At 28.5% G+C, this 15,573-nt stretch carries 16 protein-coding genes; 9 read left to right on the forward strand and 7 right to left on the reverse strand.

Annotated elements, in window-relative coordinates; genetic code table 11:
- Positions 1 to 9: 9 nt before the first annotated feature.
- Both CHB63_RS05655 and CHB63_RS05660 read left to right on the forward strand, forming a co-directional pair.
- Complete coding sequence (locus tag CHB63_RS05655; protein WP_089377426.1) at positions 10 to 468, forward strand: DUF1801 domain-containing protein; 459 nt, start codon at positions 10 to 12, stop codon at positions 466 to 468.
- Between the two features lie 6 nt (positions 469 to 474).
- Positions 475 to 1,206, forward strand: coding sequence for an SDR family NAD(P)-dependent oxidoreductase (locus CHB63_RS05660; protein ID WP_089377427.1), 732 nt, complete (start codon positions 475 to 477; stop codon positions 1,204 to 1,206).
- A gap of 29 nt (positions 1,207 to 1,235) precedes the next feature.
- Here the strand turns inward: CHB63_RS05660 and lon are convergent, their stop codons facing one another.
- Positions 1,236 to 3,692 carry an endopeptidase La gene (lon, locus tag CHB63_RS05665; RefSeq protein WP_089377428.1) on the reverse strand — a complete coding sequence of 819 codons (2,457 nt, stop codon included), beginning with the start codon at positions 3,690 to 3,692 and terminating at the stop codon, positions 1,236 to 1,238.
- Between the two features lie 235 nt (positions 3,693 to 3,927).
- On the opposite strand from lon, the gene CHB63_RS05670 reads away from it, so the two are divergent.
- From CHB63_RS05670 to CHB63_RS05685, 4 genes are read left to right on the forward strand one after another with little or no spacing between them, the layout of a single operon-like run.
- The gene (locus CHB63_RS05670; protein ID WP_089377429.1) at positions 3,928 to 4,488 is read left to right on the forward strand and encodes an RNA polymerase sigma factor; all 561 of its coding nucleotides are present in this window, start codon (positions 3,928 to 3,930) and stop codon (positions 4,486 to 4,488) included.
- Positions 4,469 to 5,011, forward strand: a complete 543-nt coding sequence (locus CHB63_RS05675) for a hypothetical protein (protein ID WP_089377430.1) — start codon at positions 4,469 to 4,471, stop codon at positions 5,009 to 5,011. The genes CHB63_RS05670 and CHB63_RS05675 overlap by 20 nt, the downstream gene beginning before the upstream one ends.
- A complete protein-coding gene (locus CHB63_RS05680) occupies positions 5,004 to 6,071 on the forward strand; it encodes a hypothetical protein (protein WP_141107268.1) in 1,068 nt (355 codons plus the stop codon). Before CHB63_RS05675 ends, CHB63_RS05680 begins: the two co-directional genes overlap by 8 nt.
- 10 nt (positions 6,072 to 6,081) lie before the next feature.
- Positions 6,082 to 6,852, forward strand: coding sequence for a head GIN domain-containing protein (locus CHB63_RS05685; RefSeq protein ID WP_089377432.1), 771 nt, complete (start codon positions 6,082 to 6,084; stop codon positions 6,850 to 6,852).
- A gap of 69 nt (positions 6,853 to 6,921) precedes the next feature.
- Here the strand turns inward: CHB63_RS05685 and lgt are convergent, their stop codons facing one another.
- The 6 genes from lgt to CHB63_RS05715 all read right to left on the reverse strand — a co-directional run bounded on the left by lgt (position 6,922) and on the right by CHB63_RS05715 (position 12,330).
- The gene (gene lgt, locus CHB63_RS05690) at positions 6,922 to 7,746 is read right to left on the reverse strand and encodes a prolipoprotein diacylglyceryl transferase (protein WP_089377433.1); all 825 of its coding nucleotides are present in this window, start codon (positions 7,744 to 7,746) and stop codon (positions 6,922 to 6,924) included.
- Between the two features lie 58 nt (positions 7,747 to 7,804).
- Positions 7,805 to 8,056 (reverse strand): membrane protein insertion efficiency factor YidD, encoded by a 252-nt coding sequence (gene yidD / locus CHB63_RS05695; RefSeq protein WP_089377434.1) that lies wholly within the window; start codon positions 8,054 to 8,056, stop codon positions 7,805 to 7,807.
- Between the two features lies 1 nt (position 8,057).
- Entirely contained in the window at positions 8,058 to 9,536 is a 1,479-nt protein-coding gene (cysS, locus tag CHB63_RS05700; RefSeq protein WP_089377435.1) for a cysteine--tRNA ligase, read from the reverse strand.
- 128 nt (positions 9,537 to 9,664) lie between these two features.
- Positions 9,665 to 11,251 (reverse strand): hypothetical protein, encoded by a 1,587-nt coding sequence (locus CHB63_RS05705; protein ID WP_089377436.1) that lies wholly within the window; start codon positions 11,249 to 11,251, stop codon positions 9,665 to 9,667.
- Positions 11,232 to 11,789 (reverse strand): hypothetical protein, encoded by a 558-nt coding sequence (locus tag CHB63_RS05710; protein WP_089377437.1) that lies wholly within the window; start codon positions 11,787 to 11,789, stop codon positions 11,232 to 11,234. The genes CHB63_RS05705 and CHB63_RS05710 overlap by 20 nt, the downstream gene beginning before the upstream one ends.
- Positions 11,782 to 12,330: an RNA polymerase sigma factor gene (locus tag CHB63_RS05715; RefSeq protein ID WP_089377438.1), complete on the reverse strand. Its 549-nt coding sequence runs from the start codon at positions 12,328 to 12,330 to the stop codon at positions 11,782 to 11,784. The genes CHB63_RS05710 and CHB63_RS05715 overlap by 8 nt, the downstream gene beginning before the upstream one ends.
- A gap of 128 nt (positions 12,331 to 12,458) precedes the next feature.
- On the opposite strand from CHB63_RS05715, the gene CHB63_RS05720 reads away from it, so the two are divergent.
- From CHB63_RS05720 to CHB63_RS05730, 3 genes are read left to right on the forward strand one after another with little or no spacing between them, the layout of a single operon-like run.
- Positions 12,459 to 13,172, forward strand: coding sequence for a glycosyltransferase (locus tag CHB63_RS05720; protein ID WP_089377439.1), 714 nt, complete (start codon positions 12,459 to 12,461; stop codon positions 13,170 to 13,172).
- The gene (locus tag CHB63_RS05725; RefSeq protein ID WP_089377440.1) at positions 13,172 to 13,792 is read left to right on the forward strand and encodes a lipid-A-disaccharide synthase N-terminal domain-containing protein; all 621 of its coding nucleotides are present in this window, start codon (positions 13,172 to 13,174) and stop codon (positions 13,790 to 13,792) included. The genes CHB63_RS05720 and CHB63_RS05725 overlap by 1 nt, the downstream gene beginning before the upstream one ends.
- A gap of 17 nt (positions 13,793 to 13,809) precedes the next feature.
- Positions 13,810 to 15,435: an ArnT family glycosyltransferase gene (locus tag CHB63_RS05730; RefSeq protein WP_089377441.1), complete on the forward strand. Its 1,626-nt coding sequence runs from the start codon at positions 13,810 to 13,812 to the stop codon at positions 15,433 to 15,435.
- Positions 15,436 to 15,573 lie beyond the last annotated feature (138 nt).

Below are 15,573 nucleotides of genomic sequence, written 5' to 3' on the forward strand. Positions count from 1 at the left end.
TTTCACGCTATGCAATATAAAGCTAACGCTCCCGAAGAATATATTTCTCAAATTCCTGAAGACAGAATTCCGTATTTCAATAAATTAAGAGAAACTATTTTAAACAATATTCCAAAAGGTTTTGAAGAACAAATGAGTTATGGAATGATTGGATACGTAGTACCTAAAAGCTTATATCCAAATGGTTATCACTGTGACACAAGTTTACCGCTCCCTTTTACAAACATAGCTTCACAAAAGAATTTTATTGCTTTATATCATATGGGTATTTATGCTAATAAAGAGTTATTAGATTGGTTTGTTAGTGAATACCCTAAACATTGTAAACGTAAATTAGATATGGGAAAAAGCTGCATTCGCTTTAAAAAAGCTGAAGAAATTCCTTTTGATTTAATTGCACAATTAATGCAGAAAATAACTGTTGAAAACTGGGTGAATTTATATGAAAGCGCTTTTAAAAAACAATAAATTGTTATGGAAAAAATTGTAATTATTACAGGAGGAAATAAAGGTTTAGGATATGGTCTTGCCAAAGAATACCATAAAAAAGGATATCGAGTTATTTCAATATCAAGAAGTAAAATTGAAAAATTATATTCAGTTGAACAATACCAATGTGATTTAAGTAAATCTGAAACTATTGAAGATACTGTAAATGAAATATTTTCTCATTTAGATAATAGTACTACAAAAACATTAACACTATTTAATAATGCCGGTGATTTAGGAAATGTAAATACCATAGAAAATATTTCTCCAGAAGAAATTGCTTATACAATTAGAGTGAATTTAATTGCCCCATTAATTTTAAACTCGTTATTTATAAAACTAACTAAAGGTTGGGAATGTAAAAAGAAGATAATTAATATTTCTTCAGGTGCGGCAATAAACCCTTATGAAAGTTGGTCTATGTATTGTTCATCAAAAGCTGGTTTAGATATGATGACAAAAGTGCTATCTAAAGAACAAAAAAAGATTAAAAACGGTGTTAAAATTATTTCAATTTATCCTGGAATTGTTGATACAGATATGCAGGCACAAGCACGTAATACTCCTAAAGAAAATTTTAAATCCGTTCAACGTTTTATAGATTTTTACGAGCATGGTGAATTGTTTACACCAAAGCAAGTTGCCGAGAAAATTTATCAATTAGATTCTAAAGGAAAACTCAAAAACGGTAAAATTATAGATATTAGAAACGTATAAAAAAAGCAGCCAATTGGCTGCTTTTTTTATTATAATAACTTCTTAGCGTTTTTTACTTTTTGCTTTGTTAAGGCAATATCAATTACCTCTTTCATATCGGAAACATAATGAAAATTAAGTCCTTTTAAATAGGATTCCTTAATTTCTAATATATCTTTTTCATTGTCTTTACAAAGAAGTATTTCTTTAATATTTGCACGTTTTGCGGCTAATATTTTTTCTTTAATACCACCAACAGGTAACACCTTTCCTCTTAAAGTAATTTCACCTGTCATTGCCAATCTCAATTTCACTTTACGCTGTGTAAATACAGAAACTAAAGATGTTAACATTGCAACGCCTGCACTTGGTCCGTCTTTAGGCGTTGCTCCTTCCGGAACATGAATATGAACTTTATATTCATCTAAAATTTTAGGATTAATATCAAAATCTTGTGCATTAGCTCTAATATATTCCATTGCAATAGTAGCAGATTCTTTCATTACTTTTCCAATATTCCCAGTAATTGAAAGTCCTTTTCCTTTGGAAACAATAGATTCAATAAATAAAATATCACCCCCAACACTTGTCCAGGCTAAACCTGTTACAACTCCAGCAACATCATTACTTTCATACTTATCACGCTCCAAATGTGAAGGTCCTAATACTTTTTCAATAACTTCATTGGTAATTTTAACCTCATAAGCCTCCTCCATCGCAATTGATTTTGCAGCAAAACGCACCATTTTTGCAATTTGCTTTTCTAAACCTCTAACCCCAGATTCACGTGTATATGCAACTACAATTTTTTCTAGTTGCTTTTTACCCATTTGAATGTGCTCCGAAGTTAAACCGTGCTCTTTCAATTGTTTTGGTAATAAATGACGTTTCGCAATTTCAACTTTTTCTTCAATTGTATATCCCGAAACATTTATAATTTCCATTCTATCTCTTAAAGCCCAAGGAATAGTAGATAAACTATTTGCTGTCGCCACAAACAATACTTTAGAAAGATCATAATCTAATTCTAAATAATTATCGTAAAAAGAAGTATTTTGTTCAGGGTCTAAAACTTCTAACATTGCTGAAGACGGATCTCCACTATGGCTAGATGTTGCTAATTTATCTATTTCATCCAACACAAAAACTGGATTGGATGTGCCGGCTTTTTTAAGATCCTTAATTATTCTTCCTGGCATTGCACCAATGTATGTTTTTCTATGCCCTCTTATTTCGGCTTCATCTCTTACTCCACCTAAAGACATACGCACATATTTTCTTCCTAATGATTCTGCTATAGATTTTCCCAAAGATGTTTTACCAACTCCCGGAGGACCATACAAACAAATAATAGGTGATTTCATATCTCCTTTTAACTTTAGTACAGCCAAATGCTCAATAATTCTTTCTTTTACTTTCTCTAAACCAAAATGGTCTCTATCTAATATTTTTTGAGCACGTTTTAAATCGAATTGATCATCAGAATATTCATTCCAAGGTAAGTCCAATAACAAATCTAAATAATTTCGTTGTACAGAATATTCAGCAACTTGTGGATTCATACGTTGCAAACGTCCTAATTCTTTATCAAACGTTTCCTGTATATCTTGACTCCATTTTTTTGTTTTTGCCCTTTCGCGCATTTCATCCAACTCTTCATCATAAGAAACACCTCCCAATTCTTCCTGAATTGTTTTTAATTGTTGATGCAAATAATATTCACGTTGCTGCTGATCCATATCAGTACGTGTTTTTGACTGGATTACATTTCGCAACTCTAATCGTTGCAATTCTTCATCCATCTTCTTTAATGTAAGTAGCGCTCTTTCTTTTAAATTCTCAGTTTCTAAAAGTTCTTGCTTCTCTTCTACTTTTAAATTCATATTAGAAGAAACAAAATTGATTAAGAACGGTTTGCTTTCAATATTTTTTATAGCAAAAGAAGCCTCAGAAGGTAAATTTGGATTCTCCTTAATAATACGAATCGCCATTTCTTTAATAGAATCAATAATTGCCTCAAACTCAGGTTCATTTTCTTCAGATCTATCTTCTTTTCTTGGTTTTGTAGTCGCTTGTAAATAAGGCTCTTCCTGTACAAAACTATCTATTTCAAAAGGCTTTTTTCCTTGTATAATTACAGTTGTATTTCCATCAGGCATTTTTAACATTCTTAAAATGCGAGCAACGGTTCCTACTTTATATACATCTTTATTTGTTGGATCCTCAATTCCTTCATTTTTTTGCGCAACCACACCAATAATTTTATTGCCTTTATTAGCCTCTTTTATTAATTGGATAGATTTATCACGCCCAGCTGTAATAGGAATTACAACTCCTGGAAATAACACAGTATTACGTAAAGGTAATATTGGTAAAATCTCAGGAACATCCTCTCTATTTATTTCCTCTTCATCTTCAGGAGTCATTAAAGGAATTAAATCAGCATCTTCATCTAATATGTTCTGTAATGACAGATTGTCTATATTTATAAATTTCGATTTACTCATAGTCTATAATTTGGTCATTTTGTCATTTAAAAATTTACACTAAATAAATATTTAAAAACAAAATCACGTTATTTATTTGATTTGCAGCGATTTAAATTATACTTAAATACACTTTCATAGAGTAAATTTCAATTGTTGTGCCAAATAAGAATTAAGGAAATAATTAATTTTTTGTAATTTTAAATAAAAGTGTAACAGTTCTAAAAATGTCATGTCTTTTTAATAGAAATCGATTTTGAAAGTAGAGAATCAACATAGCAACAGTTTAATTGAACAATGTAAAAACGGAGATAAATCGGCTCAATTTGCAGTATACAAACAATACTATAAAGCTATGTATAATACAGCTTTAAGAATTGTAAATGATAGTTTTGAAGCAGAGGACATTATGCAGGAATCATTTTTAGCTGCTTTTACAAAATTGGATTCTTTTAGTGGAAAAGTAACTTTTGGAGCTTGGTTAAAAAGAATTGTAATTAATAATAGTATTACAGCTTTAAAAAAGAGTAAAAGACTTGATACTGTTCCAATTGACAAAGTAACAATTAGCAATGTAGAAAATGAGGGATCTCAAGACTATAATTCAATATCACCAAGTGATATTTTAAATAAAATAAAACAATTAAAAAGTAATTATAAAATAGCCTTAACATTAAATTTGATTGAAGGATATGATTACGAAGAAATAGCTCAAATTATGGAAATTTCATACCAAAACAGTAGAACTACTATTTCAAGAGCTAAAAATAAATTAAGACAACTTTTTTCACAACAACATGAAAAACAATTTAGATAACATATTTAAAGATTTAGAAGGAAAGTTTGATCTGGAAGAACCAACAATTGGACATTTTGAGCGATTTCAAACAAAACTTAATAAAGGATCTGATTTAGATTCAAATAAAAGAAATAACCTTTTTTATTTTATAGCAATCGCAGCTTCTTTTATCTTATTTTTTGGAATTTGGATTGGTTCTTCATTAACAAATTCAGGTATGGAATTAGCAGAGCTTTCTCCAGAAATGAAAGAAACCCAAAGTTACTTTGTAAGTGTTATAGAAAAAGAACTTCAGGCTATTGAAATAGAACGAAATAGCGACACAGAGCATTTAATAAAAGACGCTCTTTTACAATTAAATAAACTTGAAACAGAATATCAATCACTTACTTTAGAGCTCAAAGAAAGTACAGATGAAAAACGAATTATTTTTGCAATGATTTCAAATTTTCAACAACGGATTGATGTTTTACAAGGTTTATTAGCTCAAATAGAAGAATTTAAACAATTAAAAACACAAAAAAATGAAACATATGTATAAAATATTACTTTTTCTTTTTCTAGTCCCTTTCATTTCTTCTGCTACTGAAAGAGATGGAAAATACACTAAGAAAAAAGTAATTTCGAAAAAATTTACAGTTGATAATAATGCAACTTTAAATGTTACAAATAAATATGGAAATATTGATATTATTTCCTGGAATGAAAATACCATTGAAATAGAAGTTACAATTACTACCAATGGAAATGATGAAGAAAAAGTTGAAAGAAGATTAGAGCAAATTGATGTGGATTTTAGCGCAAGTTCTAATTATGTTTCCGCTAAAACTAACATTGGAAAAAGTTCTAACTCCTGGAGTTTTTGGGGAAAGAGCAACAATGTGAATATGGAAATTAATTATAAAATTAAAATGCCAGTAACCAACAACGTTGATTTAACTAATGATTATGGTGGAATAAGTTTGGATAAACTTGAAGGCAAGTCTAAAATTGATTGTGATTATGGTAGATTAACTATTGGTGAATTGCTAAATTCAAGTAACAGTATTAACATTGATTACACAAATAAATCAGAAATTGAATTTATGAAAGATGGAGATATAAATGCCGATTATTCTACTTTACACATTGAAAAAGCTGGAAGAACTAAATTAAATGCTGATTATTCACACATTTCTTTTGGAATGCTAACTACATTAGATTATAACTGTGATTATGGTGATTTAAAAATTGAAGATTGTGGAAATCTAAGTGGAAACAGCGATTATATGCATACAGCTGTTGGGAAATTAAGAGGGTCTGGAAATTTTGACATGGATTATGGATCTTTAAAAATTAATGAAATAGGACCTAATATTAGCCAATTAAAAGTTGAATCATCTTATACTCAATTAAAATTTGGGGTTAATCCAGATACCTCTTTTAATATAACTGCTACTTTAAGTTATGGCGGTTTTAAATATGGAAACGGCTTCACTTTTAATAAAGAAATAGTTAAATCTACTTCAAAATATTATGAAGGTTATTATAATACTGCCAATTCTAATGGAAATATCACAATAAAATCAAGCTACGGAAGTATCACATTTTTTAACAACTAAAAACTAAACTATGAATTTTTTAAATCAAAATCGCACTAAAAAAAGCAAGCCTTTTACAATTAAAACAATTGCAAGTGTAATTGCATTTTTAATAATTAGCACTAGTATTAATGCACAATTTTTCAACAAAAAAATTAATGGAAACGGTGATATTATAACAAAAACAAGATCTGTTGGTGACTATGATAAAATTGGAGTTTCTGGATCTTTTGATGTGAAATTATATAAAGGAAATGAAGGTAAAATTACTATTAAAGCTGATGAAAATTTAATGGAATATATTGTTACCGAAGTAAAAAATGGTAATTTAGAAATTAAGCCTAAAAAAGGCTATAATATTAGATCAAGAAAAACTATTGAAATTACTGTTCCTTTTGAAGACATCAAAGCCGTTTCTCTTGCAGGATCTGGAGATGTTTATACAACTGATGTTATTAAGTCCTCTGAACTAAAGTTAAGTTTAGCTGGCTCTGGAAACATAGATTTAAATGTAGATACAAGTGATTTAGACTCGAGTATTGCAGGTTCTGGAAACATTAAATTAAATGGAAAAGCTAAAGAATTCTCTTGTAGCATTGCAGGTTCTGGAAATTTAAATGGATCCGATCTAAAAGCCTCAATTGCAAAAGCTAAAATAGCTGGTTCTGGTAATATAAAAATCAATGCTGTTAACGAAATTCACGCAAAAATAGCTGGTTCTGGTAATATTATTTACTCAGGAGATCCGGACATAGTAAAATCAAATTCAGCTGGCTCTGGTTCTGTTAGAAAGAAAAACTAGTCCTAATTTATAATAACAAAAAAGCCCATTGAAAAATCAATGGGCTTTTTTAATATATTATTTTAATCTCTATTTTGAATTATTGTTTCTAAACATAAAATACAATCCAACCAATATTAGTGGGATACTTAATACCTGGCCTGTATTTAAGCCTAAAATCCAATCTTCTCGTCCTTCAACTTGTGCTTCTTTAAAGAATTCAACAAAAAATCGAACTGTCCAAAGTAATGCAAAAAACAAACCGAAAATATATCCTGATTTTTGTTTTTTATCAGTTTTCCAGTATACAAACATCAAAATTCCAAAAATTACTAAATAGCTAATTGATTCATATAATTGCGCCGGATGACGTGGAAAATCTTCTCCCAATCTTCTAAAAATAAAACCATAATCAGAGTTTGTTGGTTTTCCAATAATTTCCGAATTCATTAAATTTCCAAATCTTACAAATGCAGCTCCCAAAGCACTAGGTACTACAAGTCTATCTAAAATAAATAAAACAGGTTTTTTTAGCACCTTTTTACTATATAAATACATAGCTATAATTATTCCAATTGCAGCCCCATGACTTGCTAAACCCATAAAACCAGTAAATTCAAATTTTGGAGAAAATTTAAATGGCAAAATAACTTCCAAAGGTTTTCTTATTAAAAACTCTGGGTCGTAAAATAAAAAGTGTCCTAATCGTGCACCAATTAATATTGAAACTACTGCATAAATAAAAAGGGAATCTAACTTTTCAATTGAAATTTTTTCATTTAAAAATATTTTCTTCATTATATATAGGCCAAACATAAATGCAAATACAAACATTAAGCTATAATAACGGAGTGCAAAAGAACCAATTTTAAAAATTTCTGGTGCTGGATTCCAATCTATTTGTAATAAAATCATTTAAAAATATTTTAGTAGGTAAATATAAAATTTAATTGTTGAACTATTTTTTTAAAAATCACTTTTTTAAATCTTCTTTTTCAGGAACGGGATCGTAACCGCTTCCTCCCCAAGGATGACAACTGCCTATTCTTTTAATAGCTAACCAGCCACCTTTAAAAACACCATGTTTTTGCAATGCTTCTAAAGAATAACTTGAGCACGTTGGTGTATACCTGCAAGCAGACGGCGTATACGGTGAAATTGCAGCTTGATAAAAACGTACCAACCAAATAAATGGAATTGCTAATATTTTTGTAAAACTTTTCAAATTAATTTATTGAAAAAGTTGTTCCTTCTTTTCCATCTTTTAATTGAATCCCCAAATCAGCCAATTCATCTCTAATTTTATCTGATAAAGCCCAATCCTTGTTATCGCGAGCATCTTTACGCATTCCTATTAGCATTTCAACTACTCCAGAAAGCTTATCTGAACTATCTTCTTGCAGTTCGTTTCTTAAACCCAAAACATCAAACACAAAAGCGTTAATAGTTGTTTTAAATTCTTGTAAATCTTCTGAAGAAATAGCTGCTTTCTTTTCAGTTAATAAGTTGATGAATTTAACAGCTTCAAATAAATTAGCTATCAAAACCGGACTATTAAAATCATCATTCATAGCATCATAACATTTCTGTCTCCAAGCTTTAATATCCAACGATGATTCCTTTCCTGCCTCAATATTATCTAAATTATTTATAGCTTCCATTAATTTTATATAACCTTTTTCTGAAGCTTCCAAACCAGAACTTGTAAAATCTAAAATACTTCTGTAATTGGCTTGCAACATAAAAAAACGTGTTGCGCTTGGAGAAAATGCTTTACTTAAAATTTTATTATTCCCTGAAAATATTTCATTAGGTAAAATAAAATTTCCTGTTGATTTAGCCATTTTTTGACCATTTAGAATCAACATATTGGCGTGCATCCAATAATTAACAGGTTCTACACCATTATTAGCTTTTGATTGGGCAATTTCACATTCATGATGTGGAAATTTTAAATCCATTCCACCACCGTGAATGTCAAAAGTTTCACCTAAATATTTCGTGCTCATTGCTGAACATTCTAAATGCCAACCAGGAAAACCATCGCTCCAAGGTGAAGGCCAACGCATAATATGACGTTCATCTGCTTTTTTCCAAAGTGCAAAATCTTGCGGGTTTTTCTTTTCTGATTGTCCGTCTAACTCACGCGTATTATGAATAGAATCCTCAATTTTTCTTCCAGAAAGAATTCCGTAATTTTCAGTTTCATTATACTTTAAAACATCAAAATAAACCGAACCGTTTATTTCATAAGCCAAACCTTTATTAAGTAAATCTTTAATAATTACAATTTGTTCAACAATATGTCCGGTTGCTGTAGGTTCAATACTTGGTGGTAAATTATTTATTTTTTGTAGTGTTTCGTGAAAATCAACTGTGTAACGTTGTACTACTTCCATTGGTTCAATTTGCTCCAACCTTGCTTTTTTTGCAATTCTATCTTCACCGGCATCAGCATCATTTTCTAAATGACCAGCATCGGTAATATTACGTACGTAACGCACTTTGTAACCCAAATGTTTTAAATAACGAAATATCAAATCAAAGGACATAAAGGTTCTAACATTTCCTAAATGCACATTGCTGTAAACAGTTGGTCCACATACATACATTCCAACTTTGCCTTCAACAATAGGTGTAAAAACTTCTTTAGTTTTACTTAAAGAGTTATATATTTTTAATTGATTTGATTTAAATAATTCCATTAAAATTTGTTTGTTTTTAAGGTTGTAAAGATAACAACAAATCTTTAACGGAAAAATTTATACTTCAGCGTATTTTGAAGTATAAAAAAAGAAGAAAATATATTTTATAAATCCTTAAAAACGTGAAGTTAAATAATATTTATTGTGCTAAAATTAGATTTTAACTTAATTAAATTATTTGTTTTAACACTTGAACTAAATGAACCATTAATGCTTGTTTCATTTTTTTTAAGAATATTCATGAATTTATTCTGTAAAAAATCAGAGTCTTTAGATGCAATATTTAATCTACTTTTATTAGTATCTAAATTATAATTTGCTTCTAATTTTTCTAATGGAACAGTTGCTTTGGTATAATCTAAATTCAAACTAAGGGTTTTAAATAAAGGAATTATATTTTTCACCATTATATTTCCAAATTTCTGACTTAAAGCAACATCCATTCCTATTTCATCTATAACAACATCTGATGAATTTGAAAATAAGTTCACATTCTCAAATGTTCCAAACTCAGCGTTTGGAACATTTTTTAATGTAATATTACTTGAGATTAAAGAACCAATTATTACTGGAGAATTGGTAAAATTCAATTCATTTTTATCTCCAGTTATAGTTCCACCTACAAAATCTCCATAGGACATATTTGCAGATATTTTTTTATTAGATTCTGGAATAGTAACTTTTCCGTGACGAACATTTAAATTGAAAGTCGCTTTTTTAGGGACTTTAATTTTTAAGTATTTTTTAATTTTAACTTTAGAATTTTTATCGGTACTATAATTAAAATAGATGTTTTCACTGTAATTATGCAATGAATCTAATTTATTTTCGTGGTAATTATGTAATGAATCCAATTTCCCATCCTTCTTCATTCGTTTAAGTTCTTCCATTGCAGCCTTTCTAGCTTCACTAGCCATTTTAGCTTGTTCTAAAATTTTATCTCTATTTTTAAGAAGGTGTATTCTCGTTTCTTCAGCAGCTTTTCTGGCTTCTTTCATTTGTTGTTTAAATTCTTCAGAATTTTGTAATTCCTGTATTTCTTTAAACCACTTTGACTCTTTTAATTCTTTTGTCATTTTTTCACCAGCCTCTTTAAACTCCTTCATTTTCTTTTTATAATCAGGGGAATTTCTTAATGAGTCAAAATTCTTTTTCCAATTACTGTTTTTAAATTTTTCGACACCTTCTGCCACTCTCATTTTATAATTCTTTAAATAGGTAGAATCATTTTTATATGCTTGATAATCGAACTCAAATTCCTGCATCTCTGGCATTTCGGGCATCTCTGGAAATTCAGGCATTTCGGGCATTTCAAAATGAGGAATCTCTACATCAATTTCAGGGAAATCGAAATTAAAATCAAAGTCGTGATCAAAATCAAAGTCAAAATCATGATTAAATTCATAATGTATATTGTTTGATAACGATGTGATTTTTACTTTACTTTTATTTCCTAAAGCTTCGAATTTCCAATTCTTTAAGATTTTTTCAGCTTCTTTTTTATCTACACCTTCAACTTCCATTACTGCTTCTACAGAAACTTCATTTCTATTCCAAGTTTCAATATCTACATCCATATTTGAAGCATTTATAACAATTTCGACATCTGAATTCACTTTAAATTTTTCTTCAATTTTTTTGTCGAAAGTTTGAGCTTGTGCTAGTACAGTAAGTAATATTAAAAAAACTACTAATCTATATTTGTATGTTTTCATTTTCTGATGTGTTAAGATTTTTTAATTCGTTTAGTTGTTCTTTAAGTTGATACAATAATTTTAAACGAAGTTGTAAATTGTCTATTAAAGCATTTATTGTTTTCTCATTTAATCCTTCTTCATTTAACTCTTTAGTCAGTAACTTATAATCTTCTGTTAATTCACTTATTTTTTCAAAATAACCATCTAACAACTCTTTGTTTTCTTTAGTTTCTTCCAGGCTTGATATTTCTGAATTAATACTAACTAAATAATAATTTTCTATTTTCTTTAGTTCAGGTGAAATACTGCCTAAACTTTCTATTTGAACCTTTTCTGCAGTATTTGTTACTGTGCTATTTGAAAAATAAAAAATAGATGAACCCAGCCCAATTATCACTAAAAAAGAAGCAGCTATTTTTAAAAATTGATAGTTTTTGTTTTTAGTGCTATGCAATTCTTTCTGTAATTTCGCTTCAAAATTACTTCTGTGATTATTAGAAAGTTTGCCCGTGCCTTTTATTTCTTCTTGTAACATTTCTCTTAAATCCTTAGGCATATTTATACTCTTTTAAATGATTTTTCAACTTGTTTTTACCTCGCATTAACTGTGATCTAGAAGTAACCTCAGTAATGTTTAAAACTTGTGCAATTTCCTGATGATCGTACCCTTCAATTAAATACAAATTCAAAACGATTTTGTATTTTTCAGGGAGGTTGTTAATAGCAGAAGTAACAATACTAATAGTTACTTCTTCATTCACATTCCAATCATTTTCATCTGCAATTGTCAGTTTCGCTTCGTCAATTGAAACCAATTCAATTCTTTTCTTTTTCAAATAATCTATGCATTGATTAATTACAATTTTTTTTATCCAGGCGCCAACGGTAACTTCACCTTTAAAACTTTTAATATTTTTAAACACCTTAATAAAAGCTTCTTGCATAATATCTTCAGCTATAAAACTATCTTTTACATATCGTTTAGCAATTGTAAACATTGCCTCGCAATACATATCATATAATTGCATTTGAGCTTTAGACTTGTTTAGCTTGCAATCTTCAACAATTTGGTTATTCAAAAAAACTGTTTTACTCATTAAGTTGGTTACTTCTATTACTAAAGACGAAACATTATTTTGTGCGTTGCATTTTTATCGAAATAAATATTTTAAATTTACACCTTTAAATAAAATAGTTAAAGTATTACTAAATCACTTAACAAATAATGAGTTACGAATTTACTATAATTGTTCCTGTTTATAACGAAGAAGACAATTTAAAACGTGTTGAACAAGAACTTTCGAACTATATTAAAATAGCAACCAAAAAAACCAAAATCTTATTTGTTAATGACGGAAGTAAAGATAAAAGTCAAGAGTTAATTGAAGAAATTTGCGCTAATAATTCTGACTTCACTTTTATACAATTTGAAAAAAACTGTGGACTAAGTGCTGCAATTTCAGCTGGTTTTAATACTGTTGATACCGAATTGGTTGGCTATATAGATTCCGATTTACAAACTGCTCCAGAAGATTTTAATCTACTTTTAGCAGAAAGTGGAGAATTTGATTTAGTAACTGGTGTTAGAGCAAATAGAAAAGATTCGTTTGTTAAAAATATGTCGTCAACTATTGCAAATGGAATTAGGCGTGCATTTACACATGATGGAATGGATGATACTGGTTGTCCGTTAAAAATAATAAAAACTGAATACGCTAAAAAGATCCCAATGTTTAAAGGCTTACACCGTTTTTTACCTGCAATGATTTTATTACAAAATGGCAGCATAAAACAAATTCCTGTACAACATTTCCCGCGCATTGCTGGTGAAGCAAAATATGGTTTATGGAACCGACTTTTAGGTCCGTTATTAGATTGTTTCGCTTATTTATGGATGAAAAAAAAATATGTTAATTACAAAATTGCTAAAAAAGGTTAATGAGTAGTTGGATCATTTATACCGTTGGTTTTATTGCACAGTTATTATTTTCTGGCAGGCTAATATTGCAATGGATTTTATCAGAAAAAAGTAAAAAAGTATTAACTCCTTCTCTATTTTGGAAATTAAGTTTAGTTGCCTCTTTTCTATTGTTTATTTATGGCTATTTACGAGATGATTTTTCAATTATGTTAGGACAAGCCCTTACCTATTTTATTTATATCCGAAATTTACAATTACAAGGCGAATGGCAAAAAGCTCCCAAAGTTTTACGTTTATATTTATACATATTCCCAGTACTTTTAGTTGTTTACTCTTACAATAACAACACCTATGATATTGATAAATTATTTAGAAATGATGCAATACCAGTTTGGTTACTTATCTGGGGAAGTATTGCACAAATTATTTTCACCCTTCGATTTGTGTATCAATGGTTATATTCAGAAAAAAATAAAGAGTCATCTTTACCCTTTGGTTTTTGGTTATTGAGTTTAATTGGCTCAATTATGATATTAATTTATGCTATTTTAAGAAAAGATCCCGTACTTTTAATAGGTCATTTAATGGGATCTGTAATTTATTTTAGAAATATTTTAATTTTAAGAAAGCAGGTTTAATAAGTTTTCATTTTATTTTGAAAAACAAATTATACATTTTATTAGGTATTATTTTTATCCTACTCATTTTTAAGCTCGGAAATTGGGGTTTAACTGAAAGTAGCGAAGCCAGATATGCCGAAATTGCAAGAGAAATGGTAATAAGTGGAGATTATATAAATCCAACTTTATTAGGAATAAAACACCTGCACAAACCTCCCGTAACTTATTATTTAACAGCACTGGGTTATAAAATATTTGGCATAAATGAATTTGGAGCGCGTTTTTTTATGCAATTAGGGTTAGTTTTACAACTAGTTTTAGTTTTTAAAATATCCTTGCAACTGTTTAAAAGTGAGAAAATAGCAGTAGCTGCTTTACTAATTTATTTTTCATTTCCTATAACAGTGATTGCTGTTAGAACTTTAACAACGGATGCTTATTTAACAACATTTATTTTAGCTTCAATTTATTTCTGGTTACAATACAAAACGCATTTAAAACCTTATAATCTCTATTTATTTTACTTTTTTTTAGGATTAATTTTTGAAACAAAAGGACCTGTTGGATTTATGATTCCAGTAACATTTGTAATTACTTATAAAATCTTACATAAAAATAAAATTGAAGCAAATATTCATCAATTTTTAGGATTTATTTTATTTCTGTTAGTTTCTGCAGCCTGGTACCTTATTGTGATGTACAAAAACGACGGATTATTTGATTATTTTATTAACAATCAACTAGTTGAAAGAATTTCTGAAAATAATTTTAAAAGAGGAAAGCCAATTTGGTATTATATATTTTTAATGCCTTTAGTAGGGATGCCTTGGTTATTCTATTTTATTTTTTATTTCAAAAAGAACATAAAAACTATTTTGAAACAAAAAAAGACTGACTTTCTATTAATAATTACTTTCTTAACTTTATTTATTCTTCTTTCAATCTCCACTTCAAAATTGATTTTATATGTATTGCCTTTGTACTTTATTCTGGCAATTTTTTCTGCGAGATATTTAAGTTTATGTTCTGAAAAAACAATGAAGTCAATTTCTAATTTTTATTATGTTTTAATTATAACTGTAACTGCAGCATTATTTATAGCATCGTTTCTAAATATAGAGCTTACTATAAATCGATTTTATTCATTTTTAGTTTTTGTTTTTTTTGGGATAATTGCTTCCCTTTTAAAAACTAAAATTTTGAATACCAATTTTTTAAAACCGGCATTTTTAGGTGTTGTTTTTATAGTTTCAATTATTATATCCTCAGATTTTATTTTTAAAGAAAATGAACTTAAAATAAACTCGGTAAAACCGCTTGCTGAATTCATAAAAAATAATTCCCAAATTGAAAACGAAGTAGTTGTTTACAATTATTTACTACCATCTTTATCCTTCTATTTAAATAAAGATATTACCACAATTAATCACGGAAAATATACAACAGAAAGAGAAGTCCAATTTGAAACGAATGATCAATGGAAAAAACATTTAATTAATTATTTTGAAAATAGCGAAAGAGAGCGTTTATTAAAACTTGCTTCTGATAAACCAATATTTCTAATAAAACGGAAAAAAGACATTTTTCCAGATACCTTAAATATTTTAGCCAAAAAATTAAATCATAAAAAGAATTTTGACAAATTTGAAGTCTACTATTAAAACTACATAAAAGTTAAAAATAATTCATTAAAAACTATTGCAAAACACTTTAAAATAGAGCACTTTTTATTATCCTTATTTAAAATTATAATAATAGTATATTTGTAACTTTGTATACTGAAAATAATATTTAAACAA

Origin of the sequence: Lutibacter flavus (assembly GCF_900188355.1) — a bacterium.
Lineage (GTDB): Bacteria > Bacteroidota > Bacteroidia > Flavobacteriales > Flavobacteriaceae > Lutibacter > Lutibacter flavus.